The organism is Clostridia bacterium (genome assembly GCA_024653205.1).
GTDB lineage: Bacteria > Bacillota > DSM-521 > Neomoorellales > SLTJ01 > JANLFO01.
Map to the genome: position 1 here is coordinate 82,179 of JANLFO010000006.1, position 23,343 is coordinate 105,521.

The following is a 23,343-nucleotide window of genomic DNA, read 5'->3' on the forward strand; positions in this document are numbered from 1 at the left end:
AGGAGATTGGCCTTGCCTGAGGAAGAAACCAGAAAGCAGGTCGCAGCCGGCAGCGAGGAGCAGAGCTTCACCTTCCGCACCTCCTTCGACCCGTTCAACATGATCATGCAGCAATTGGGCAAGCTGGAAGACAAGCTGGGCAAGCTTGACGAAAAGCTCGACAGCAAACTTGAGGGTTTACGCCGAGAATTAGATGCCAAGATTGAGGGTCTCCACCGGGAAATGGATGCCAAAATAGAGGGCCTCCACTGGGAAATGGATGCCAAGATTGAGGGTCTCCACCGGGGAGTAAATGCCAAGATTGAGGACCTCCACCAGGAACTGCACAACACCACCCGCTGGATAATCGGAACCATCGTGGCCGTAGCGGGGGTAGCCATAGCCTTGGCCTCCTGGCTGTTCTAGCGAACCGTCCCCATCTGTGCCCCCTTCGGCTCTTCGCGCCGAAGATTTAGTTCTGGACACCCGCGCTTTGTTAACTCTGAAGGCCGCCGCGCCCCTCTCTACCTCCGCTCTCAGCACCTCAGCCACGTCCCGGAGGAGCGAGAGGCATCCCGCCGAATTCCTTGGCCAGGCCGATAGCGAAGGCGTCGGCATAGGAAATATTGTACATGCCTTTCAAAGTTGCTGCCAGCCAAATCCGGCGGTCGCTTGCCGGTACTACCCGCCTAGGCGGTGCCCCTCAATACGGAGGGGTAACGATCCCCAGCACCGCGCCGGTTATGGACTCGTTACGGGACAGTTCCTGTAGGGTCGCCGGGTCACCCACGGCGACGACGCCGTAGTAGCGCACGCCGTGCTCCCGGAGGAAGGCGGCGGTTCGCTGGAGATTGTCGGCGTGATAACTCGGAATCCGGCTGGATTAGGCGGGTGAGCAAACATGGCCGAGCAATCGGTGGCGGAACTGGCCAGGAGCGTACTGGAGCCGGTCAAGCAGGTAAAGCTGGTTTTTTTGTTCGGCTCGCGGGCCGGGGCCAAGCCAAGACAAGATTCCGACGTGGATATGGCCGTTTATAGGGACCCGAAACCGGGTAGAAGGCAAAAGGAACGGGCGTGGGAGGCTCTGGAAAGGGCTCTGGGCGCCGAAGTGGATCTGGTTGATCTGAATGATTGCCCGGCCTGCCCCTGGCCAACTTTCTTTTTCCGTGGGGCGGTGTTCCAGAATCCCACCTAAAGCCCATATATTTGGGGCTAGTTTTCTTGAGTGGATTAATCGTTGGCTGCACTGTTTACATCGGCGAACTTATAAAAGAGCAAAAGTCGGATAATAAAGCTGAGTGAACTGCCCTCCCTTAGGTAAACACCGGGTTCACTACCGTGCTCACCCCGGCGGCGGCCGCACTCTTCAGGGCCGGCGCCAGGCGCTCCTCCACGGCTGAGAACTCCCGCACCCGGGCCATCCGCCCCCGGGGAAGGCCCGTTGCTACCACCAGCAGATCAACGTCCGAGTCGAAGCGTGGGGTCCCCCGTCCCACGGAACCGAAGACGGCCAGGGACACCAGCCGCTCGCCGTAGACTTCCTGCGCCGCCCGGGTTAGGGCCTGTAGAAGGCTCGCGAACGTTGCCTGTAGTCTGCCGGCCACCGTTACGCCCCCCTTTCATTCTAGCAGAACGAGCGGGCCAGAACTAGGGGCTCCCGCGTGTGGCTATCCGCTGGAGGTTAGGCCTTGAGGGAGAATCGGCATGGTGCTAGAATACGTCTAGGCAAGATACCCGGGAGTTGAAGGTGGTGATGGCATTGGCCCTAAGGGAAGACCTTCTTCGCGCCATCGAGCAGCTTGAGCGCGAGGAGCAGCTTAATCTGGCGCAGTGGATACTAGGCATGGAGGAAAAGGACTTCGATATGCAGGAGACACCGGAGGATCTGCGCACGATCCGGCGCGGGCTGGAACAGCTCGACCGGGGGGAAACGGTGTCCGCCGAGATGGTCCGAGAGAGGCTCCTTGCCAGGAGGCAGAAGTGAAAGTTCGCTGGACGCAGGAAGCGATAGACTTCCTCGAGGCCCAAGAAGACTATATGTCCGGGCTGGGAGTGCGCATCGTTGCCGAAGCGGAGGAAAAGCTGCGCCGGTTCGTCGGCGTTCACGTGCGCGTCCCGGTGGTGCTAAAGGGCGGGAAGGTCCGCCACGTGTACAGGATGCTCCTCTCAAAGGCCCTGCCTTATAAAGTCTATTACGAGATACAGGAAGACGCAGTCGTAGTAGTGGCCGTGCGCCACGCCCGCCAGCGCCCGATAGAATCGTCTGAGTGGGCTCAATAGGGCGGAGTCACGATCCCGAGGATCGTGCCGGTTATGAGTTCATTACCGGACAGTTCCTGTAGGGTCGCCGGGTCACCCACGGCCACCACGCCGTAGTAGCGCACGCCGTGCTCCCGGAGGAAGAAGGCGGTTCGCTGGAGGTTGTCGGAGTGATAACTCGGAATCCGGCTGAGCGCCTCCAGCGCCGTTATGAACTCTTCTTCGCCCTCCGGGCCCTCTAGATAGGGATTGCCAACCAGCCTCTTCGCCAGGTAGGGCTTCTCCTGGTACTCGTGGTCTTCGTAGGCGCACACCGCGCCCCACATCAGCCTGACCGCCTCCGGAAATAGGGCCCTCATTTCGTCGAGGGTCAGAGGCCGGCTGAAGGAAAGGGCCATTTCTACCAGATTATCTCGAGGAATCGTTTCCAGCACCGCGAATTCTATCCTGATCTTCTCGTAATTCACTGCCGGATGATAGAACTCCAATCTGGGCACCGCATACGGCGCCAGGTACACTTTGGCTCCTTCCGGAAGGCCCGTTGATATACCCGGATAGCGCCTGACAAGGGGTTCATCGGGACTCAGTACGCAGAAAGAATAATGGCCTTTACTCTGCTCTCCCCCCCAGGCATCAAAATCCAGGGTGAGGGTTCCGGCCGCGCAGGGTTTGTCGCCTACCAACCGGAGGAGGTAGTACCGCTTCTGCCGGCCGAGCCAGCGCACGCCGTAGCTCTCCCCGCCAAGCGCCACGGTATTAGGCTCGCTGAAACGTACCAGTTCCGGGTACAGGCAGTCCAGACGATTCTCCTGCTTCTGCAGCATTATCTCCGGGACTACGAACGCCAGCACCAGCACCCCTATGGCCACAGCTAAGGAAATCAGAGTAATCCTCAAGACGCTTCTTAAGCGGGCCTTACGCAGGAATTCCCTTTCGTTGAAGACCGGTTCGGTGCTGCCGCGCTCCTGGTTGACCTCTTGAGTCATTCTAGCTCCCCCTTCCCTCTTCCAGATATTCTCTCAGCTTCCTTCGCAACCTCCAGAGCAAGGTCTTTACCGTATGGCGACTGGTGTTCAACCGAGCGGAGATTTCGGCGGTGCTGAGATCCAGGCTGTATTTCAGGTGAAAGAGCTTTTGCTCGGTAAGGTTGAGCCGCCCCAGCGCCCTTTCTATCTCTACCCTGGTTTCGATCCGGTCGGCCTCGGAAGGCCAGGCGGGGGAGCCGGGGTCGAGGCTCAACCCGGCGAATTCCCGCCGGTTTTTCCTCACCAGATCCACATATCGGTTTTTGGCCACGGCCATGACATAAGCCGTCAGCCTTCCCTCCGGGACGCCGTCGGCATGGAGGTAGGTGGAAATAAGCGCCTCCTGCGCTATGTCTTCGGCGTCGGCGGGAGATAGCCCGAGCCTCAGCAGATAGCCCACGGCGATTCGGTATAGACGCTCCCACATTCGCTCCCTCTCCCCGGCACCCCTTCCTACTATATTAGACGGATCAGGACCGGGAAAGGTAAACAAGCCGGCCGGCGAGCTGTGCCCTGGTACCCGAGTTGTTCCGGCTCGGGCCCGGTTGCATGTGGAGCCCCAACTCTTCGGGCTCAAGGTGGTGGGTGCGGAAAGTATAGCGTCCGGCCGGCAAGGGGGGAACCCCAGCTCCTTCGCCAGCGTCACTTTAACGGAGCCGGCCGGCTGCGAGAACCGGCCGCAGTACTTGGGTAAGCATCTGCCACTTCGGAGGGAACGACCAGGTGCAAGCGCTTTCGGAACTCGCGGGGGTTCGTCGATGAACGGAGTACAAAGGGTACTGCTATCTGGCGTCATTTTAGCGATCGGCGCATCTTCGTTTGCTTGTCATGCCCGGGATGACAACCCGGCAAGACCTGAAGCAGGAACGCGGGCGACCTGGTCGGAAGGAGAGCAGGCGGCCGCCCAGGGGGAGAATCCCTACCTGGCCCTGCATTCCCTGGAGTTCATCGAGGCCAACACCGGGTGGGTGGCGGCGGAGGACCGCAGTTCACCGCCGGGACAAGGCTCGCAGATTCTAAGGACGCTGGACGGTGGAGCGCATTGGGAGAAGGCGGCCGAGCTAAAGGATACGGCCGTGCACCGGTTAAGATTTGTTGACCGGACCACCGGATGGGCGCTGGCGGAGTCTGGCGGTCAGAACTCGAAAGCCCAAGCCGGTATGGTCAAGCTCCTTCACACCGAAGACGGGGGGCAAACCTGGGAAGCCCAGTGGGAGGAGACAAGCACGAACTTGCCTGCCGGGTACGATCTTTGGTTTCAGGATGCGACGCAGGGCTATGCGTTGCTCAACGGCCGATTACTGGCCACTCGAGACGGTGGGAAACAATGGTTTTCGCTTTCCTTCGGCGTAGCGGGCTTTGTCCCCCAGCACCTGGCTTTTGTCAACCCTGCTACCGGGTGGGTGATCGGCGTGGTCCCGGGCAAAGAGTCTAGCAAGGCGGCCGAGGGCCGCGAAGATAAGGTGGTAGTCCTCCGGACCGCCGACGGAGGTAAACACTGGCAGGAGCAGTTTGCTCAGGGTCACCCGGATGGCCAGGGCGGGAGCATAGATATCTGTTTCGTGGATGCCAGTACGGGCTGGTTCTTGACCAGCAACCTGGCGACCTGGGCCGGCGAGCTGTATTACACCGCTAACGGCGGCGAGGATTGGGAGAAGATTAACGAGATCAAGTGCGTCCGACCCACACCCACTCAGGTGCGGTTCGTCACCTCTCAGGTGGGATGGATTCCTCTGGACGTTGGGGCCGGGCCGATCGCCGGGGGTTTGCTGCTTACTCTGGACGGGGGCAACACCTTCGCCCGGGTGGAAAGCGCTGGTGAAAGCCTCCGAGAGGTGGTTTTCGTCTCTGCGCGGCAGGGGTGGGCGGTGGGCACCGCCCCCGATTACGGTGACTACCTGATCCGTACCACCGACGGCGGCCGGTCGTGGACTAAGGTCTTCCCTTAGCCCGGGCCGTTTGAGGCCGATCGCTTTGGCGGACCGGAAGTAGAACAGCTTGCGGTCCGCGAAAACCCAATCTGGAGGAGAGGGGAAGCATGAGCGCAGCTGGCAAGCGTCTGGTTACGGTCGCAGTGGTTGTTATCCTTCTTTCCGTCGCCACTCTGGCTCTGGCGGCCGCGCCCGTTAAACTGGTGGTCAACGGTCGGGAAATCCGGCCTGACGTGCCGGCGCGCCTGGTCGGAGGCCGGGTCATGGTGCCGGTGCGCTGGGTGGCCGAGGCTCTAGGCGCGAAGGTGGAGTGGGATGCTCGGACCGGGGAGGTAAGGGTTACCCCGGCGGCGGACCCGCCGGAGGTCGCGGCGCGAAAGGAGTTGGAGCTGCTGAGCCTCGGGCTGCGGGCGGTGGCCGGCCCCCGGGAGTTGGTAGAGAAGTATGCCCAGGCTCTCAAGAGCCGCAACGGCGCCCTGGCGCGGGCCTACCTGGCTCCTGAGCTCAAGGAGCAGGTCTTGCCCGGAGTCATCGGCGTTTCCACACCCATCACCGCCGTGGAAATAGAGGAAAAGGGGGCGTATGGTGCCAACAGGTCGTTTCTTTTGCGCGCCTACTTCGGCGCCTACGGGGACAGAGCCCCGGCCCTCGCCTTCAGCCAGGTGGTGACCGTCGCCCCGGAGAACGGCGGCCGGTACTTGATCGTGGACGTTATCGCCCTGGAAGACAACACCAACGGCGCTTTCTGGGAACAGCCCGGGGAAGTCTTAGCTGCCTTGCCGGAAGGCACCAGGGTTCTCCGCTGGGCCAGGGTGGACGCCGACGGGGACGGCGGGCAAGACGGCATCTATCTGGTCTACGGCAACGGGGAGACCGGGAGGTACGCGCTCTGGCGGGGGGGCCGCCTCTATCCTTTGGGAGGTGAAGTGGCCCTGGGCAACCAGCTCTTTACTCCGCCCCTGGTAGAGAGCGTGCGCGACATCAACGGCGATGGGCGGCCGGAAATCTTCTGGTCCGACTGGGGCGCTAACGCCGGCGAGATGAGGATCTACGTCTGGAGCGATCGAGGCCCGGTGGTTCTTCTTGAAGTCGGTGCCAACCGGATCGAACTGGTCGACCTGGACGGGGACGGCAGGCTGGAAATAGCCGTAGGCAACCGCCCCCGCTCCCTGGCCGAACCCGTCTTCAAGCTCTACCGGTGGCAGAACGGAAGATACGTGGAGCTGCCCGGCACGTTCCGCGAGGAAGGCGGCCGCTACCTTCCCCTAGAGGAGGCCGCCGATTAGGTTAATCGTTGGGAAAGCGAGGCTTCACCTCGGCACCGGTACTTCCAGGACCTGCCCCACGCGAAGGATGTCCGTGGTGAGGTTGTTCAGGGCGCGCAGCTCCGACACCGTGGTCCCGAAGCGCTGGGCCAGAAGATAGAGGGTGTCGCCGGGCTGCACCACGTATCGGGTGGTCAGGGCCGGGGCCGGCACCCGGAGCACCTGGCCGGGTGTAATCAGATCGCCGGAAAGATTGTTCAGGCGCCGCAGGGTGGCGATGGTGGTATTGAAGGACTGGGCGATGCGGAAAAGCGTATCCCCCGGTCTGACCACGTAAGTGATCGTGTCCGGCGCGGCGGGAACCGGGGGGGAGGGCGGCGGGGGCGGCGGTCCGGGGGCCGCTCCTTCGGGAATGACCAGGGTCTGGCCCGGGAAGATCACGTCCGTGGGGAGGTTGTTGGCCGCGCGCAGGGCCGCCACGGTGGTGCCGAAGCGCTGGGCGATGAGGTAAAGGGAGTCGGCGGGGCGCACGGTGTAGGTTCTGGGCGGCACCGCCGCCTCCACTCCCCGGATGATCCGCACCGGGGTGCCCACGCTTACGAGAGGAAAAAGGTATTCGATATCCTGGTTGTACATGCGGATGCAGCCGTTGGAGACCGCCAGGCCGATTGAGGAAGGGGCGTTGGTGCCGTGGATGCCGATGCCGTTGGTGGTGAGCCCCAGCCAGCGGGTGCCGAAGGGGCCCCCGGGGTTGACGGCCTTGTTGCGGATGCGGAAGTTTCCCAGGGGCGTAGGAGTGGCCGGCTTGCCCACGGCCACGGAGAAGTAGGCTACTCTGGTTCCTCCCCGAAACAGGGTCAAAATCCTGCGGCCCCGGTCTATTTCTATGCTGTATTGATCAGGGGCCTGCAGCGGCTCGAACTCTTCCGCCGGCTCTTTTTCCGCGTTAAGCTCCGGTTCCGGGCTGACGGCCGCCTCCGCCGGCAGCGGATCGCCGGAGAAGAGGCGGTACCACGTGGCCTGGTCCACGATGCCGGTTTCGGGCAGGCGGGCCATGCGTTGAAACTCGCGCAGAGCGGCCTCGGTAGCCGGACCGAAGATGTTATCCACCATCAGCCCGGCGTAGAGAACGGTGTTGAGCTGCTCCTGCACCTGACCCACGGGTATTACCCGGTCGCCGGGCCGGAGGATCAACGGTCCTTGGAACAAGGCCGTAACACCACCTTTCTCCGTCCCTCTTTCTTCCCGGTATTTATCCTATGTTGCTCGGATATTCACCGACACCGAGGCTTCTCGGAAGACGGCCGCAGGCCTGGTCTGCCTCCACCGGTGGCCGCCGTTCTCTCAAAGAAGCCGCCACGTTGGGCAACAGGCCCGGGGACCCTGGCTTTCGAGCCTAAAGAATCATGTTGGGGAGGAACGTTAGGCGATGTCATGCGGCAACCAGGCAGGCGCCATTCCCGGAGTGCTGCAAGGTACGGGAGTAGCTGCGGGGTCCTGGGCCCGGAGCAAACAGGCGGCCGCCAGGACAAAGAAGGCGGCTTCGGCGCAGTACCAGCGTTCGGCCCGGGGGACGACGTAGGCCTCCCAGGCCCGGTTGAGCTTTTCCAGGGCTCGGCCGTAGTCGCCGTGGAGGCAGGCGCAGTAAGCCAGCAGCACCCAGGGGTGGTTGGGCGGCTTTAGGCCCACCCAGCCGGGATGGTAGCGGTTGAACCGGGCGTAGAGCCGGGCCGCCCGCCGCGAATCCGCCGGAATCAGGCCGTAGAGCGCGGGAAACAACTGGCAGGCGGCGTCCGGGTAGAAGCGCCGCAGGTTGGCACGGCGGGCGAACCAGGCCGCCTTGGCAGGACGATAGCACCCTCGCCGCCGGTCCCAGAGGCTCTTTTCCACCCCGCACGCGATCTCCTGGGCCCATAACCGAAAGTACGCCGCCTCTCCGTCGCCCAGAAGGTCCAGGGCCTGGGCGAAGTCCTCCAAACCCCGGTAGGCCTCGCAGTTATCCATTAAGTACTTGACCCGGTGGTCGGCCCGGGCGAAGGTTAGTCCGTCCCGGTCCATCAGCCGGACTATTGCCCGGGCCACCTGTTTTAGGGCCGGCAGGTGGGCCGAAACCCAGGTCGTCCGGCCGGTCCTGCGCCGGAAGCGGGCGACCAGGGAAAGGTAGGTGCCGGCGTAGGCGTCCTCGGAGTCGGGCGCGGACGGGCGCGGCGGCCGGTCCGGTTGGTAGTGGTAGTCGGGGATGGTGCCGTCCTCCCTCAGGTGGCGCCGGTACCATTCCAGGTAGCGCTCCACTGCCGGGAAGCCCAGGGGATCTTCCAGCAGGGCCAGGGCCGCGAAATTGGCGAAGTAGGGGTTAACCCGGCCGCTTCCCGGCCGTAAGGCAATGGCGCCGTCGGCGTCCGTCCCGGGGCGCACAATCTGGCAACTCTTGAGCCAGGAAAGCTGGGCCGCCATGCGCTCCCGCAGCCGGTCCAGGACTTCTGTCTGCATCTCCGCGTTCCCCAAAGGAGGTGCGCTTTAGAGGGCTTCCGCTACAGATTACGGCGGCAGGGCTGCCGAAGTGAATCCGGTGAGAGGCCGGGGAAGTGACGTCAGGCCGGCGGGTGGGCACCGGATGACGCGGGGATGGGGCGAGAAGGGAGGCGGGACGAGGCGAGGGCGGGGTGAGAAACCGGCCGGGAAGGTTTGGGCCGGTATGCCGGGACGGCGGGGCTCAGAACGTGCGCTGCGGGCTGCGGCCCTGGGGGGCGGGGAGAAGAACCGTGACCGTCGTGCCCTGCCCCGGCTGACTGGTCAGGTCCAGGGTGCCGCCGTGCCGGCCCACGATCTCCTGGCAGAGGGCCAGGCCCAGGCCGCTGCCCCCGGACGGCGCGTTACGGCCCCGGTAGAAGCGCCGGGTAACCAGGGGTAGCTCCTCGGGATCTATGCCCACGCCGGTGTCCGCTACCTCCAGGGCCAGGTTCTGGTCCCGTGGTTCCAGGGTCACACTAATCCTCCCCCCGGCGGGGGTGAATTTCAGGGCGTTGTCCAGCAGATTGACCAGGACCTGTTTCAGGCGGTCGGCGTCGGCCTCCACCGGTGGAAGACGGTCGGCCAGGCGGATCTCCAAATCTACTCCCTGCCGCACCGCGCGGGGCCGCATCTGCTCGGCGGTATCGCGTACCAGTCCGGCCAGATCCAGCGGCGCCAGCCGCAGGGTAAGCCGGCCGGCGGCCAGGCGGCTGAAATCCAGCAGTTCCTCTACCAGACCGGCCAGCCGGTCGGTCTCCCGGTTGACTATCTCCAGTCCCCGCCGCAGCTCGCTTTCCTCGGGGGGCAACCCTTCGAGGAGGGTGATCGCAAAGCCCTTGATGGAGGTCAGAGGAGTCCGCAGTTCGTGGGAGATGGAGCTGATGAATTCGTGCTTTAGCCGGTCCAGGCGCTGCAGTTCCCGGGCCAAGTGGTTCAGGGTATCGGCCAGGCGGCCGGTCTCGTCCCGGTAGTGGCGGACAACGGCAACGTCGAGATCCCCCCGGGCAAGGCGCTCGGCCGCCCGGGTGATTTCGGTCAGCGGACGCACCACCGTCCCCGCCAGGAATGAGCCCACCGCCGCCGCCAGGCCCAGGGCAGCAGCGGTGGCCAGGAGCCAGATCAAAGTGACGTTCCGGATCACCTTTTCCACCACTACCAGGCTGGTGCTCAGGCGGAGGGCGCCGCTCACCGCTCCACCCTGGCGCAGGGGTCGGGTCACGGCCAGGATGTTCTCGCCGGTGGCGGGGCTGGTTCCCCGGTAGGTCCCCGGCTGGCCCCGGAGGGCGGCCTGCACCTCGGGGGCCCGGCTCAGGTCTTCCTGCCGCAGGGGATCGTGGGAATCCGCCAGCAGCCGGCCCTGCTCGTCTACGATCTGAACCCGGGCCGGGGTTCCCCGGGCGAAGCTTGAAACCAGTTGGGGTGCGGTCAAGGAGAGGTCGGTAACCCGATCCGGCCGGCCCCAGTAGTCCTGGAAGAAGGCGGCGTTCCACTCCGCCTGCCGGGCCAGCACGGACTCCATGCCGGAGAGGTAGTAGGCCTTGAGGCCCGCCAGGAGGAGGCCCCCGCCTAGAAGAAAGATGAGCCCGGTGATGAGGAGGTAGGCGGCCACAACGCGGCCGCGGATGCCGGAAAACACCGATTAGAACCTCCTGCTGCCCGGGCCGCCTTCTTCTCCGCCCGGGTCCAGGTAGTAGCCCACTCCCCAGGCCGTCTGCAGGTGGACGGGCCGGGCGGGATCGTCCTCCAGCTTTTCCCGCAGGCGGTGGATGTGCACGTCCACGGTTTTGGGGTCGCCTTCGTAGTCCGGGCCCCAGACCGCGTCCAGGAGTTCGTCCCGGCTGAATACCCGACCGGGTCGGCCGGCCAGGAAGGCCAGAAGCTCAAACTCGCGGGGCGTTAACTCCACCGTCCTACCGTCTTTACGCACCCGGCGGCGGCGCAGGTCCAGGTGCAGGCGGCCGAACCGCCTTTCCTCCCCGGCGGCCTCGCGTTCCGGCCGGGTGCGACGCAGGACCGCCTGCACCCGGGCGACCAGTTCGCGCGGGTCAAAGGGCTTGGTAACGTAGTCGTCCGCCCCCAGCTCCAGGCCCCGCACTCGGTCCAGGGCCTGGCCCCGGGCGGTAAGCATGATCACGGCAATCTCCGGGTGGAACCGCCGCAGGTGGCGGCACACCTCCAGCCCGTCCATGCCCGGCAGCCGCAGGTCCAGGACTACCAGCGCCGGGGTCTCCCGCCGCACCAGGGCCAGACCTTCCTCGCCGCTGGCCGCGCAGACCACGCGGAAACCGGCCCGTTCCAAATTGAGGCGGACGAACTCGGCAATGGCTTCTTCATCTTCGATGATCAGGAGCAGTTCCCGGTCCATGCTCGGCTCCTTACCCCGGCCCGGCGTCTTACTTTTCCTCGACCGGCACCTTTTCCAGGTCTTTCAGCAGCCACTTCCCCTCCCGGTTGACGAAGGTTGCCCGGACGCCGGCGGCCGGACCGCTGGTTATGGTCAGGGGGCCGCGGGCCTCTACCGTGGGGTCGGGGAGTTCCAGGAGCCACCTCTGCCCCAGGGGCCGCTGGACCAGCCCCAGCTCCTTGGCGCGGGCCACCAGGGAAGGATCCACCGCCCATTGGGCCGCCTTTTCCTCTTCGCCCCGGCTCAGGCAGTAGACGAATTCCACCAGGGCGGCGTAGGCCGTGGCCACCGTCTCGGCGCTCACCCGTTGGTAGGCGTCACCCTGCCGCCGCCAGAGGTCGCGAAAGCGGCGGTGCGGGCCGGCGTTGGCCTCGTGGAATATCTGATCCTTACCATCCCCGACCTCCCAGGAATCGCTTTCCAGGACGAACTCCTCCAGGCCGGTGCCGGTGAAGGTAAGGCGGCCGTGGCTCGGGCGCCATTCCCGGGAGGGCGGCCGCCAGAGGATCCGCCAGCGGTCGGCCTCGCGGCGCAAGAGATACAGTTCCGGCCGGGGGGAACCGCTACCCGAGAAGGCGCTGTCGTAGACGGCGGCCATCTCGGCCTGGCCCTCCCGGCCCAGGGCCAGGCGGGCGCTCGCGGCCTGATGGGTGGGTCCCAGGCCGTGCACCTGGGCCTCGGCGCTGTAAAAGACTTGGTAGCGGAACCGGTTTTCCCGGCCGGAGGCGCCGTCCTCCCACCAGCATACCAGGTGGGCGTCCAGGCTGCCGTCGTAGGGGCCAGCCTTGAGATCCACCAGCCAGGTCTCGGGCAGACCGTCCGCACCTTCCGCCCTTACGGCGGCGAGATACAGCCCCTGCTCCCGGCCCCAGGCGGCGAGGTGCTTCAGGGCTTGCTCCCGCTCCCCGGGCTCCAAGGCGGCCAGGTAGGCGACCACCTTATCCACGGCCGGCCGGGCCTTGAGCCGCTCCAGGGCCCGGGCCGGGAGAAGCCAGTCCGGGCGGACGGCCGCGGCGCGGGCGTAGGCTTCCCGGGCCCGGCCGTGCTGTCCCAGCCCTTCCCAGGCCAGGCCGCTGCGGTAGTAGGCTGCGGCGAGGACGAACGGCGGCACGGCGTAGACGGGCCGCCGTTCGTCATTCTCCGGCGGCGGGGCCGGGTCGGCCCGGTCCTGCGCGGTGATCCGGCCGAGGGTGCTCAACGCCTCCTCATAGCGCCCCAGGGCGAGCAGGGCCTCGCCTCTGACCAGATCCCACTGATCGGGGCCCGGATAATCCGCCTTGAGGGCCGTCCCTTTTTCGACGGCGGTCAGTGCTTCCGCCGGCCGGCCCGCCCGCACCAGGCTGAGGGCCAGGTGGTACCAGAGAACGCCGGCGTCGGGCAGGCGCTGTGTTTGTTCCTGATAATAGTCCACCACGCGCGGGAAGTAGGAGGTATAGGCATCTTCCGCCTCGTAAAACCCGGCGGGGAAATACATCGCCGGTGCCCAGCGGTAAACCTCCACCTCCATGGCTGTACCGGTATCCTTGAGCCAGAGGGCAATTTCCTGGCGGTTATCCCCGTCGAAGTCGCCCACCTCCAGGCGGTGGTAGCCGTTCTCCCAGAGGGCGGTATAGGAAGGGGCTCCCCCCTTTTCCCCGGGCGAGCAGGTGAGGATCTTTAGGTGGTTGCCCGCCGAGGCCCCGATCGTGCCCCCGATGAGCACTTCCGGCCGGCCGTCGCCGGTGAGATCCTCCGCTCCCAGCACGTCCAGCCCCAGAGGGCCGATTTCTTCCTCCCAGACCTTTTCCCAGCCCCGGTCGGTACGGCGGGCGATGAAGACGCCCGCCCTCTGTTCCGCCTCCCGGTAACCCACCACCAGTTCCTGCTGACCGTCTCCGTCCAGATCGGCGCTGACCACGGCCTTCTGTGGCTCGGCTTCGGCCTGCGGGGAGGAGAGCGGCCGGGCTTCGGCCATGGTCTGGCCGGGTGCCAGCAACTGTTGGACGGCCCGGGTCAGCTCGTCTACCTGTCCGGCCACTTCCGGCGCCCTTATGGTGGCGGAGGGGTTGGGCAGGCCGCACCCCCCGAGAAGGAGGGCCGCCCCCACTGCCGCGGCAATGAAACGGGTTACGCAGGACATGGTATCAACTCCTTGCCGCTCTTATTCTGGTGAGATCCTATCATCTCCTTTCGCCCAAAGGGTTACGAAGAGGTTAACGAAGAGGAGCACCGGCTTTGCAGGGAAATTGTTCGGGGTTCCGGGTATAGTGTGGCTATGGCAACGGCCCTTGTGTTAAGAGACACGAGAACAGGGGCCTAGCTGCGCCTGCGGGGCGTAGGTGCGGGCGTTCGGCCGTAGCCGGGTTTTTCCCGCCCGTACACCAGCGCCAGGACGCGCCAGGTGAGAAAACCGCAGACAACCAAAAGCAGGGCCGCCAGGGCGGTGAAGGGCCAGCCCAAGCTTTCCCGGGCTCCGAGGGCCACCTCGGTCTGGGCATAGCTAAGGTAGGCCAGCATGGCTACCAGCAGGAACTTGATGGCGAAAAGGAAGGTCAGGGTGACCCGCCGGATCTGTTCTGCCCGCTCCTTGCTCATGGCGGCCAGCCGTTGCTTGGAAGCGTTGATCACCTTTTTCGGGTCGTCGACCACCGCCACCCACCAGGAAAGCAAGGTCAGGCCGCCGTAACTGACCGCCGCGATCAGCGACCCGAGCAGGACGGCACTGGGCGTCTTATCGCTCCAGGCGTCGGGCAGGCCGGAAACGTCGAAGTGGGTGGGAATGCGGGCAGGCATATCGCCATAGTTCGCCAGGGGGAACGAGAAGGAGGCCACCAGCAGGGCTACAATAACCGCCTCCAGCCACACCGGGTAGAATTGGTTGAGGCGCGACCACAGTCCCACGGGGAAACACCTCCACAATATTGATAGTCTGCCCTTTATCTGGCTGGCCTTGAGGGGAATAAGCCTGGTGCCGGTGATCTTCTGCGGCACAATCCTCCGGTGCGGTCTAACCGTATATACGTCGGCGGTAGCGGCCCTTCGGCAGGCGGCGCGCCATGAGGTAGAGGGCCAGCGCCATCAGCAGGGTAGCCGGGAAGGCGGAGCCGATACCCAAAGGAGCGATGGCCAGCAAAAACACCATCCCGCCCGCCACGCCTAGCCAGAAGCTACGGCCTTTCCGGGTCAGAAGCACGCCCACCGCCAGTTGGCCCAGGGCAATGGCCAACACTATCGGCTGCGTATAACGGCTGAATACCCCGGAGATGAAGTCGCGGTAAGCGGGCAGGAGGGCCCACCGGCCGTAGACCAAGTAGCCCTCGGGCTGGGACATGGCCATATAGGCGTTGAAGCTCCCGGCTCCGAGAAAGATGAGTACAAAGAGCACTCTTACCGGCCGGGGCCATTTGGGCGCGGCAAGCACCAGCGCCAGGGACACGGCGTTGGAAACCAGGTACGGAATCAGGAACTCGGCGGGAACGATTTTTATCACCTCCCGAATTGTGGGAAGCCCTTGTGCCGGGCCGGCACCTGCTGTTGGCGCCCGGCGACCGGCATCCCCGCTTTCCCGGGTCGGGACGGCCCCCGGGCCAGATATTGGTGCGACCGATAGAGCTTTTAGAATGATACGCGAACCGTATTCGAGGCTCCGAGGCGGTTCTCCTCCTGGCCGGGACCGATTGGTTGGTCTTGCCTGTTCCCGGTGGTAGGAATAGAATGAGGAAGAGGACGGCCGGCGCCCCAGGTCAAGGGAAAATGTTACCTCGAGGCGGACGGCGGGCCATGGAGATGGCCGGCGGAAGAGCTGGTTTCTAGAGCGGTATCGGAGAGGAGAGCTTCAAATGGCAGTCGGGGGTCGAGGCGGCCGGGTCTGGTTTCTCCTGGCGCTTTTCGTTTTATTGTTGCTCCCTTACTCCGCGGTCGGGGTAGCCGGGGAGGAGGGGCCTCGGCCGGATGCCACCATGGCGGCGGGGGCCTCTTCTAATGGGATCCTCGAGGAGGTGCGGGAGTACCTACGGCGCTACTATGTAGATCCCTTGCCGGCGGAAAGCCTCGACAAGTCCACGGTGGAAGGACTGATCGCTGGCCTCAACGATCCCTACACCGTCTACCTGGGGCCGCAGGAATATGCTCAGTTCCTCGAATCCCTCTGGGGCAGCTTCAGCGGTGTGGGTATTCGTCTGGACAAGGTCGGTGATTACATAACCGTAGTGGCGCCGTTAGCCGGTTCTCCCGCCGAACGGGCCGGGGTAAAGGCTGGGGACCGCATCCTGGCCGCCGACGGGCATTCCCTGGTAGGCGCCAGCGTGGAGAAGGCTTTGACCCTCATTCGGGGGGAGCCGGGTTCGGCAGTGGTGCTAACCCTGGAGCGGCCGGGTGGGGGAAGGTTCGAATTAAGGCTGGTGAGGGAAGTAATCGAAATTCCCAGCGTGTCTTGGGAGCTTCTACCCGAGGGCATCGGCTACCTGCGGCTGGAGGAGTTCGGAACCGCCACCGCCGAGGAAGCCGCCCGGGCGCTTTCCGAACTGGTTCCTGACAGCCGGGGAATTATCCTGGATTTGCGCGGCAACTCCGGGGGACTGTTAGACGTGGCGGTAGAAGTGGCGGCGCAGTTCCTGCCTCCGGGTCCGGTGGTGCAGGTGGTAGACCGGGAGGGCGAGCCCGAAGCTCTGGAGGCCGAGGGCGGCCGGAGGGTTAGGCTGCCGCTGGTGATGCTGGTAGACCACTTTACCGCCAGCGCGGCGGAGATCGTGGCCGGGGCCGTTCAGGATTACCGCATCGGCCTTCTGGTGGGAGAGCGTACCTTCGGCAAGGGCTCCATCCAGTCGGTTTTCGAGTTGAGTAACGGCGGCGCCCTGAAGCTTTCCGTGGCCCGCTACCGCACGCCCCTGGGCCGCGAAGTGGACGGCAAGGGCCTGGTGCCGGACTACGAGGTTGCCGACCGGGAGGAGCAGGAAGCCCTGGCCCGCCGCCTGCTGCTGGCCGGACTCAGCCGTGGCCGGACGGTTTGGCTGGCCGCGGAGGCTAACGGTGGGTCAGACTCCTACCGCCTGCGAGGCGGCTCCGCTTACGTTCCCGCCCGGTTCTTTACCGAGGTTTTCGGCGCTTCGCTGGTCCGGTCCGGGCGGCAGGTAGTTCTGCGTTACGGGCCATACGAGGTATACGTGAGCACCGGCCATGCCTTCCCGGCGGCCTGGGAAGATGACGGCACCCTATGGCTGCCCTTGCGCCGGGTGGCGGAGGGGTTGGGTGGCCGGGTCCAGTACGACGGCCGCCGGCGGATTATTAGCGTGGCTTTCTAGGCAGAATTTACCGGTTTCCCACCTTGTTACGGGCAAGTTATAATCTACTAAACCCGTATTAAGGAGGAAGACCGGTGAAAACTTCCTTCGGACCCACTTCCCTTGCCCTGCTGGCAATATTTATCCTGGCCCTGTGGCCCTCCCCTACCGTGGCGGCGGCGGTGGCCGAACGGCCCGCGCCCGGCCAGAGCGTCGAACAGTGGTATCTGGAGTACCTGCAGCAGTACTCTCCCTCCACGCTCAAACTTCCGGCTTCGTCCGCCCCCTCTTCTCCCGCTCCGGCTGCCCCGGCCTCGGGCGGCACCTCTCAGCCGCAAACCCAGGCTCCTCAGACGGTGCCGGAGCCCCCTTCCGGCCTCACCGCCGAAGAGGCGCAGCTTTTCCGCTGGATCAACCAGGAGCGGCTAAAGGCCGGGCGGAGCCCGGTAGAAGCCGATCCGGAGTTGATGCGTCTGGCGCGGCTCAAAGCGCAAGACGTAGCCACCTACGACTATTACGGGCACACCTCCCCCACCTACGGAACCCCCGGTCAGATGCTCACCGCCGCCGGCTATCCCTGGTCGGCCTGCGGCGAAACCATAGCCAAGGCGGGAAGCGTCTACAAGGCTCACCGGCTGCTCATGGCCAGCTCGGCCCACCGGGCGATTATCCTCAGCCCCACCTACACCCGGGTGGGCATCGGGGTAGCCCCCTACGTCGGCCGTTCGGGCCTGGTGGTAGTGGAGCTCTTCGCCCGGCCCTAGGTATGCCGGGCGGGGCGGCGAAGGCCTAGGCGTCGGGCCTAGCGGACGGTTACCAGTATCTGTTCGATGAGGGCGGTAATTACCCCTTTTTCCAGAGCGATCTTCTGGTATTCTTCCCGGAGCTGTTTAAGCTCCTCCTCGGTGATTTCTAGGGTGAGGTAGAACTTTCGGCTGGTGGTGATGATTTTCACCCGGGATTCCTCCTACTCCGGTTAGATTCTCAGGTTGGATTCTCCCCAAACATTATATGGGCTCCGGCGGCTGGCGATGCTCTCAACTCGAGGTGGCAGAGAAAAGCGCCAGGCCGGCCGCCTGGCGCCTTCTCTACCGGGCTGGGGCGGTCACGTCGCCGGGACCTAGTTGGGCAGCACCCGGATGAGGCGGCCGTCGCAGTACACCAGGGTGCGTACGATCTGCCCCGTGAGGTCGCGCTGGCGCTCGAAGGTGACTCGGCAGCAATCCACCGGCAGCCTAACCTCTTTGCCCCCGGCGTTGATCACGTCGCCCCGCTTGAAGCCGCCCACCAGGGCCGGGAAGCGGGCCACCTCGTCGGCGTCGGTGATGGCGTCGAACACATCCGCCCCTCTGGTGACCGTGACTACTATCCCCTGCACCATGGTTCTGGGAACCTCACCCTCCGGACCCGTCTCCGCGGTCTTATTGGCCAGGGCCTCTGGGGTATCCACTACCACCACGTCCGGCACTTCGCACTGCTGGGGCGGGAACAGGTTTTGCGGCGGGCAGGGGAACTCTTCCTGCGGAGTGGCCACGCAGGGCTCGGCCTGGCAGAAGCCGTAGCTTGGGACCAGGAGCTTCACCAGGGCCTTCACCTGGATCTCTTTGCAGAGCTTTATCTTGCAGAACAACACGAGGCTTTCATGCCCGTTCCCTTCTGCGCTGTCCTCGTGGTTGGTGGTATCGGTGCGGGGAAGCACCGAGCACTCGCAGCGGGCGCTCACTATGCGGCACTGGCCGAAGGTACCCTCGGGCGCGTACAGGAAGACATCCTGGAACTGCTGGAAGGGCCCCTCCGTAACGCGGCAGGGAACCTTTTCGTGACCACGGCTGTCGAACACCCGGATCTGCAACTTGATAGTTTGCTTTATGACTATTGAGCGAAAGTTGTTGGGGTCCGGCTCCCCAAAGTTAAAGATGGAGCAGGTGGTGTCCGGGAAGACCACTTCACATACAATGGTATCCGTGGGGTCTATGTGGCAGTGTTTGGGTACTGGTACCTCGCGGAAGATGATCTCTTCCTTAATGCACTGGTCATAAACCTTTAAGACTTCAATACAGTCAATTTCCGTGGGCGGCGGGCACTGCGGCACGCCGTCTACTATGGGGCATTTGCCGGGCTGAATTTCGCCCATCAGGTCTCCCTCCTTAAGGAATGTTAGGGGCGGCCAAGGCTGGTCCTGCCGGCTAGCCTTTTCCGTAGACCATCATATGGGGTGAACCTGGAGGAGGTTCCTGGACGGCGCCTGCCACAAAAAGCGCTTGCTCCGGTAACCTCACCCAAGCTCGCCGCATAAGTTTAGAGAGGGGTAAGACCGCCGGAACCCTGATCAGCTTCCCGAGTTGGGAAAGGAGGAAGAGCGCTTGAGCGGTATCCCAAAGCCCGTGCTGGAGTACTTTTCCGCCTACGGCCTGGACGAAGCGAAAGTAAGAGAACTCTACGCCCCTTCCGGGCCCTGCGGGTGCGGGGCGGCAGCTCCGCCGGCGAAAGCCGAAGCCGGGCCCCCCGGACCGTCGGCACCCGGCCACGAGCCGCCACCCCAGCCCGAAACCGCGCCCGAAGAGGCAGCCCCTCCGGCGGGACCGGCGGAAGAGGGCTCCTCGGAGGGCTTCTGGGCGGAGGAGACCTCTCCCGGGGAGGAAGAGCTGAAAGAGGAACCAGGGGCAGAGTAGCCCCGAGCCTGAGGCTCGTGTTCCCGGTTGCCGTGTTGCTTCCGTCCGCTTTCTCCTGCGGCCCGCAGCCTGCGGGCCGATTTATTTTCAGGGGGATTGGGCCAGCCGGGCCCGCAATACCTCCGCGTGCTGCTGGTGCTGTTCGGCCAACTGCAGAAAGAGCCGGCGCAGCTCGGGCCGGGTTATCTGCTCCGCCCAGCGGCGGTAGGCTTGAGCCAAGTTCTGTTCCGCGGTGATGGCCTGCCAGAGAACGGTGCGCACCGCGCTCCTCCTTTCCCCCTGCTTTTTGGCTGGAACCTTGCTTCTTGGTCTCGGTGCTTCTGGCGCCGGAAGCGGCTGCTTTATCCTATGCGTGCTCCCCGGAGGGAGCCACTCGGACGCCCGACCCACCGGCAATTTTGGTTTGGCGGGCGGTACCGGGCCTCCCCTGAGTACATTGGAACCTCGCCGGGCAACCGATCTTGGCGAGGGCGAGCGCGAAGGCGGGCCGAAGGCCACGGACGGCCGAAGCGGCGGGGCGCCACGGACGGCGCCTCCGCCGGGAGCCCGCCGGAGCGCGAAGCCTGAGCCCTAGTTCGGTCGGCGAGGTTACAGTACGAACGGGGAGGCCCGGTACCGCCCGCCGTCAACGGGGAACCTCCCGGCTTGGACCTATCCCGGCGCCTCACAAAAGGGTTGCCAGCCTCGGCGGCGAACACTAAAGCAGGGAAGTTCTGAGGCCTTGAGATCCGGCCGGTGGCTACCGGCCGCAGGAGGAAGGAGCGCGGGCATGGCGGTTAAGCTTCTCCGTCCCCCTCTTACCGACAAGGTGGTAGCGGAGTTGCGGGCGGGCGACCCGGTGCTCATAACCGGGGAACTTTACGCCGCCCGGGATGCGGTGCACAAGCTATGGGCGGAGCTCCTGAAACAGGGCCGGCCCCTGCCGGTGAACCTGGAAGGGCAGATCATCTACTACGTGGGCCCTTCTCCCGCCCGTGCGGGCCGGCCGGTGGGGGCGGCCGGACCCACTACCAGCGGGCGGATGGACCCCTTTACCCCTCAGCTTCTGGCCCGCACCGGGCTCAAAGCCATGATCGGCAAGGGTTCGCGCTCGGAGGCGGTGAAACAGGCGCTGATCGAGCAGCGGGCGGTATACTTGGCCGCGGTAGGCGGCGCGGGCGCGCTCCTGAGCCAGAAGATCAGGAGCTGCCGGGTGGTGGCCTACCCGGAGCTGGGGCCGGAGGCTCTACAGGTCCTGGAAGTAGAAGATTTTCCTGCCGTAGTGATCAACGATTGTTACGGCGGGGACCTCTATGTGGAGGGGCGGCAAAAGTACGCCCGACGCTAAGGAAGGGAGATTGAAGAGTGGCAAGCAAGGACGAACTGGTGCGGCAGGCGGAAAAGCCGGGCCGGCTGGCCATGAAGCTTCACCCCTATTACCGAGGCAAAATGCAAACCCTGCCCCGGTGCGCGGTCAGGAGCCTGGAGGACTTCGCCCTATGGTACACCCCGGGGGTGGCCGAGCCCTGCCGGGCCATTCATCGCGACCCGGACCTGGTTTACGAGTACACCAGCAAGTGGAACACCGTGGCCGTGGTTTCCGACGGCACCCGGGTGCTGGGCCTGGGAGACATCGGCCCGGAGGCCGCCCTTCCGGTCATGGAAGGCAAGGCCCTGCTCTTCAAGTACCTGGGCGGAGTAGATGCCGTGCCCATCTGCCTGGATACCCGGGAACCGGAGGAAATCATTCGCACCGTGAAGTACCTGGCTCCCTCTTTCGGGGGCATCAACCTGGAGGACATCGCCCAACCCAAGTGCTTCGCCATCCTCGATACCCTGCGGCGGGAAATGGAGATCCCGGTGTGGCACGACGACCAGCAGGGCACGGCCGCGGTCACCCTGGCGGGGCTCCTAAACGCCTTGAAACTGGCAGGCAAGCGCTTGGAAGAGGTTAAGATCGCCCTGATCGGAGCCGGGGCGGCCAACGTGTGCATCGCCCGGCTGCTGATGGCCGCGGGCGTACAACCCGGCAACCTTTTGGTGGTAGACAGCCGGGGCCTGCTGCACCCGGGCCGGGAGGGGCTAAAACCTTCCTACCCCGAGAAGTGGGAACTCTGCCTTAAGACCAACGCCGAAGGCCGGGTGGGAGGCATTCCCGAAGCCCTGCGGGGCGCGGATGCGGTCATCGCCCTCTCCCGGCCCGGTCCTGACCGGATAAAGAAAGAATGGATTCGGAGCATGGCCGACGATCCCATTGTCTTTGCCTGCGCCAACCCGGTGCCGGAGATCTGGCCCTGGGAGGCCCGGGAGGCCGGCGCCCGGGTGGTGGCCACCGGCCGCTCCGACTTTCCCAATCAGATCAATAATTCCCTGGGCTTCCCGGCCATTTTCCGCGGCGCCCTGGACGTGCGCGCCCGCACCATCACCGATGAGATGTGCCTGGCCGCGGCCGAGGCCCTGGCCGCTTACGCGGAGGAGACGGGACGGCTCTCGGAAGAGTATCTGCTGCCCACCATGGAGGAGTGGGAGGTCTACCCCCGGGTGGCGGCGGCGGTGGGAGCCAAGGCGGTGGAGCAGGGAGTGGCTAGGCGCCCGCAGACCGCCGAGGAACTTTTCGTCCACGCCCGGGAGATCATCCGCCAGGCGCGGGAGATGACCCGGGTCCTGATGGAGCGGGGATACATACCTCCGCCGCCGGAGGATGCCGAGGCTTGACCCGGTTCTGGTTCGGCGGTTCCGCCCGCCGGTGAGTTGTCGCCGCTTCCAGGTCGCCGGGCGGTTCCGGGTACTCACCTGAATACATTGGCACCTCACCGGGTGCTGAGCTTGGCGAGGCCACGGACGGCCGGAGCGGCGCAGCGCCACGGATGGCGCCTGCGCCGGGCGCCTGCCGGAGCGCGACGCTCGAGCCCTAGTTCGGTCGGCGAGGTTACAGTACGAACGGGGAGACCCGGTGCCGCCCAGAGCCAACAGGCGATAAGCCGGAGCCGTGACCCCTATCTGGTCTCGACGGGTTCCGGTACTGGCTGTAGGGTCAGGGCGGGGACTCCACCGCCGCGTAGGAGAGTTGGTTCGGCGACGTTGCCGGGTAAGCTTTAACGCTCCGGGCCGTTGCGGCGCGGCCGAAGGGGCTTGCGCGCCGGCCGTAGGAGCGGCCGGGTGCCGGGGAAGAGACGGGGCAGGCGCAGGGCTCCGGGCGGCCGCAGGTACACGAACCAGTAGGTAAGCCCCACCAGAACCGCGCCTCCGATTACGTTGCCCAGCGTGACCGGTATCAGGTTGCGGAAAAGGCCGGTCAGGGAGAGGAGGGCGGGGTTCAGGGGGCCGCCCGCGGCCCGGGCGGCCAGGACCATTAAGTCGGCGTGGCCCTTGAGCAACAACCCCATGGGGATGAAGTACATGTTGGCCACGCTGTGCTCGAACCCGGAGGCGACGAAGGCGGTAATGGGCAGCAAGAGGGCCGCGATCTTGTCTACCACGTTCCGGCCGGCCAGGGAAAGCCACACCGCCAGTGCCACCAGCAGGTTGCAGAGTATGCCCCGGCTAAAAGCCGCCGAGAAGGAAAGCCCGGCTTTGCCGTGGGCTATCAGGAGGGCCTGCGCTCCCACCAGCCCGTGGTTGAGGGAGTACTGGCCGCTGGCATAGATGAGAAAGACCATGGCCAGGGCGCCCAGGAAATTACCGGCATAGACCAGGCCCCAATTGCGCAGAAGCTGGCGCCCGGAAATCTTGTTCTGCACGTAAGCCATCACGATTAGGGTGTTGCCGGTAAAAAGCTCCGCGCCGGCTACGATCACCAGGGCCAGGCCCAGGCAGAAGGCCATCCCGCCGATGAGCTGCGTTAGGCCCACCCCAAAGGGAGAATCGTGCACTGCCACGGTATAAAACTGGCTACCCAGGGCGATGAAGGCGCCGGCCAGAAAGGCCAGGGCCAGGGTGGTCCAGGGATCCTGTTCGGCCTTGCTGGCACCGATTTTTTCCACCCTGCGCGCCACTTCCCGCGGGGCGTAAGCCTCCACGTGCAGGTCGGCCGGGATTTGCGTCTGGGATCGCCCGGCCG

Annotated in this window: 26 protein-coding genes; 11 read left to right on the forward strand and 15 right to left on the reverse strand. The window is 64.9% G+C overall.

The window, feature by feature from the left end:
• Window positions 1-6: 6 nt before the first annotated feature.
• Window positions 7-405 (forward strand): hypothetical protein, encoded by a 399-nt coding sequence (locus NUV99_04735; GenBank protein MCR4419425.1) that lies wholly within the window; start codon window positions 7-9, stop codon window positions 403-405.
• Window positions 406-682: 277 nt separating this feature from the next.
• Here NUV99_04735 and NUV99_04740 read toward each other — a convergent pair whose 3' ends face one another.
• Window positions 683-853: an anti-sigma factor C-terminal domain-containing protein gene (locus NUV99_04740; protein ID MCR4419426.1), complete on the reverse strand. Its 171-nt coding sequence runs from the start codon at window positions 851-853 to the stop codon at window positions 683-685.
• Window positions 854-880: 27 nt separating this feature from the next.
• On the opposite strand from NUV99_04740, the gene NUV99_04745 reads away from it, so the two are divergent.
• Window positions 881-1,174, forward strand: a complete 294-nt coding sequence (locus NUV99_04745) for a nucleotidyltransferase domain-containing protein (protein ID MCR4419427.1) — start codon at window positions 881-883, stop codon at window positions 1,172-1,174.
• Between the two features lie 118 nt (window positions 1,175-1,292).
• Here the strand turns inward: NUV99_04745 and NUV99_04750 are convergent, their stop codons facing one another.
• Complete coding sequence (locus tag NUV99_04750) at window positions 1,293-1,583, reverse strand: nucleotidyltransferase domain-containing protein (protein ID MCR4419428.1); 291 nt, start codon at window positions 1,581-1,583, stop codon at window positions 1,293-1,295.
• Between the two features lie 155 nt (window positions 1,584-1,738).
• On the opposite strand from NUV99_04750, the gene NUV99_04755 reads away from it, so the two are divergent.
• Window positions 1,739-1,963 (forward strand): hypothetical protein, encoded by a 225-nt coding sequence (locus tag NUV99_04755; protein MCR4419429.1) that lies wholly within the window; start codon window positions 1,739-1,741, stop codon window positions 1,961-1,963.
• On the forward strand, window positions 1,960-2,259 hold the full coding sequence (locus NUV99_04760; GenBank protein MCR4419430.1) for a type II toxin-antitoxin system RelE/ParE family toxin: 300 nt from the start codon (window positions 1,960-1,962) through the stop codon (window positions 2,257-2,259). The genes NUV99_04755 and NUV99_04760 overlap by 4 nt, the downstream gene beginning before the upstream one ends.
• On the opposite strand, the gene NUV99_04765 is transcribed toward NUV99_04760, so the two are convergent.
• Entirely contained in the window at window positions 2,253-3,224 is a 972-nt protein-coding gene (locus NUV99_04765) for an anti-sigma factor (GenBank protein MCR4419431.1), read from the reverse strand. The two genes, NUV99_04760 and NUV99_04765, sit on opposite strands and share 7 nt — an antisense overlap.
• Window position 3,225: 1 nt before the next feature.
• Entirely contained in the window at window positions 3,226-3,690 is a 465-nt protein-coding gene (locus tag NUV99_04770; protein MCR4419432.1) for a sigma-70 family RNA polymerase sigma factor, read from the reverse strand.
• Window positions 3,691-4,021: 331 nt separating this feature from the next.
• Here NUV99_04770 and NUV99_04775 point away from each other — a divergent pair, with 331 nt between their 5' ends.
• A complete protein-coding gene (locus tag NUV99_04775; protein MCR4419433.1) occupies window positions 4,022-5,212 on the forward strand; it encodes a hypothetical protein in 1,191 nt (396 codons plus the stop codon).
• A gap of 89 nt (window positions 5,213-5,301) precedes the next feature.
• On the forward strand, window positions 5,302-6,480 hold the full coding sequence (locus NUV99_04780; GenBank protein MCR4419434.1) for a stalk domain-containing protein: 1,179 nt from the start codon (window positions 5,302-5,304) through the stop codon (window positions 6,478-6,480).
• Window positions 6,481-6,504: 24 nt separating this feature from the next.
• Here NUV99_04780 and NUV99_04785 read toward each other — a convergent pair whose 3' ends face one another.
• The 7 genes from NUV99_04785 to NUV99_04815 all read right to left on the reverse strand — a co-directional run bounded on the left by NUV99_04785 (window position 6,505) and on the right by NUV99_04815 (window position 14,843).
• Complete coding sequence (locus tag NUV99_04785; protein MCR4419435.1) at window positions 6,505-7,611, reverse strand: LysM peptidoglycan-binding domain-containing protein; 1,107 nt, start codon at window positions 7,609-7,611, stop codon at window positions 6,505-6,507.
• 270 nt (window positions 7,612-7,881) lie between these two features.
• On the reverse strand, window positions 7,882-8,949 hold the full coding sequence (locus tag NUV99_04790; protein ID MCR4419436.1) for a hypothetical protein: 1,068 nt from the start codon (window positions 8,947-8,949) through the stop codon (window positions 7,882-7,884).
• 223 nt (window positions 8,950-9,172) lie between these two features.
• Window positions 9,173-10,606, reverse strand: a complete 1,434-nt coding sequence (locus tag NUV99_04795) for an ATP-binding protein (protein MCR4419437.1) — start codon at window positions 10,604-10,606, stop codon at window positions 9,173-9,175.
• A 3-nt stretch (window positions 10,607-10,609) separates the two neighbouring features.
• A complete protein-coding gene (locus NUV99_04800; protein MCR4419438.1) occupies window positions 10,610-11,335 on the reverse strand; it encodes a response regulator transcription factor in 726 nt (241 codons plus the stop codon).
• Window positions 11,336-11,363: 28 nt separating this feature from the next.
• Window positions 11,364-13,493 carry a tetratricopeptide repeat protein gene (locus tag NUV99_04805; GenBank protein ID MCR4419439.1) on the reverse strand — a complete coding sequence of 710 codons (2,130 nt, stop codon included), beginning with the start codon at window positions 13,491-13,493 and terminating at the stop codon, window positions 11,364-11,366.
• 176 nt (window positions 13,494-13,669) lie between these two features.
• The gene (locus NUV99_04810) at window positions 13,670-14,254 is read right to left on the reverse strand and encodes a DUF1648 domain-containing protein (protein MCR4419440.1); all 585 of its coding nucleotides are present in this window, start codon (window positions 14,252-14,254) and stop codon (window positions 13,670-13,672) included.
• Between the two features lie 106 nt (window positions 14,255-14,360).
• Window positions 14,361-14,843, reverse strand: coding sequence for a hypothetical protein (locus NUV99_04815; GenBank protein ID MCR4419441.1), 483 nt, complete (start codon window positions 14,841-14,843; stop codon window positions 14,361-14,363).
• 349 nt (window positions 14,844-15,192) lie between these two features.
• Here NUV99_04815 and NUV99_04820 point away from each other — a divergent pair, with 349 nt between their 5' ends.
• Both NUV99_04820 and NUV99_04825 read left to right on the forward strand, forming a co-directional pair.
• Window positions 15,193-16,653, forward strand: coding sequence for a S41 family peptidase (locus NUV99_04820; protein MCR4419442.1), 1,461 nt, complete (start codon window positions 15,193-15,195; stop codon window positions 16,651-16,653).
• A gap of 74 nt (window positions 16,654-16,727) precedes the next feature.
• Window positions 16,728-17,396, forward strand: a complete 669-nt coding sequence (locus NUV99_04825) for a CAP domain-containing protein (protein ID MCR4419443.1) — start codon at window positions 16,728-16,730, stop codon at window positions 17,394-17,396.
• Between the two features lie 38 nt (window positions 17,397-17,434).
• On the opposite strand, the gene NUV99_04830 is transcribed toward NUV99_04825, so the two are convergent.
• Window positions 17,435-17,587 carry a hypothetical protein gene (locus tag NUV99_04830; GenBank protein ID MCR4419444.1) on the reverse strand — a complete coding sequence of 51 codons (153 nt, stop codon included), beginning with the start codon at window positions 17,585-17,587 and terminating at the stop codon, window positions 17,435-17,437.
• A gap of 165 nt (window positions 17,588-17,752) precedes the next feature.
• Window positions 17,753-18,766: a hypothetical protein gene (locus NUV99_04835; GenBank protein ID MCR4419445.1), complete on the reverse strand. Its 1,014-nt coding sequence runs from the start codon at window positions 18,764-18,766 to the stop codon at window positions 17,753-17,755.
• Window positions 18,767-18,995: 229 nt separating this feature from the next.
• Between NUV99_04835 and NUV99_04840 the strand changes: the two genes are divergently transcribed.
• A complete protein-coding gene (locus NUV99_04840; GenBank protein MCR4419446.1) occupies window positions 18,996-19,304 on the forward strand; it encodes a hypothetical protein in 309 nt (102 codons plus the stop codon).
• Window positions 19,305-19,391: 87 nt separating this feature from the next.
• Here the strand turns inward: NUV99_04840 and NUV99_04845 are convergent, their stop codons facing one another.
• Entirely contained in the window at window positions 19,392-19,565 is a 174-nt protein-coding gene (locus NUV99_04845) for a hypothetical protein (protein ID MCR4419447.1), read from the reverse strand.
• 508 nt (window positions 19,566-20,073) lie between these two features.
• Between NUV99_04845 and NUV99_04850 the strand changes: the two genes are divergently transcribed.
• Both NUV99_04850 and NUV99_04855 read left to right on the forward strand, forming a co-directional pair.
• Window positions 20,074-20,631, forward strand: a complete 558-nt coding sequence (locus NUV99_04850) for a FumA C-terminus/TtdB family hydratase beta subunit (GenBank protein MCR4419448.1) — start codon at window positions 20,074-20,076, stop codon at window positions 20,629-20,631.
• Between the two features lie 71 nt (window positions 20,632-20,702).
• Window positions 20,703-21,998, forward strand: a complete 1,296-nt coding sequence (locus tag NUV99_04855; protein ID MCR4419449.1) for an NADP-dependent malic enzyme — start codon at window positions 20,703-20,705, stop codon at window positions 21,996-21,998.
• A 380-nt stretch (window positions 21,999-22,378) separates the two neighbouring features.
• Here NUV99_04855 and NUV99_04860 read toward each other — a convergent pair whose 3' ends face one another.
• Window positions 22,379-23,320 carry a formate transporter FocA gene (locus tag NUV99_04860; protein ID MCR4419450.1) on the reverse strand — a complete coding sequence of 314 codons (942 nt, stop codon included), beginning with the start codon at window positions 23,318-23,320 and terminating at the stop codon, window positions 22,379-22,381.
• Window positions 23,321-23,343 lie beyond the last annotated feature (23 nt).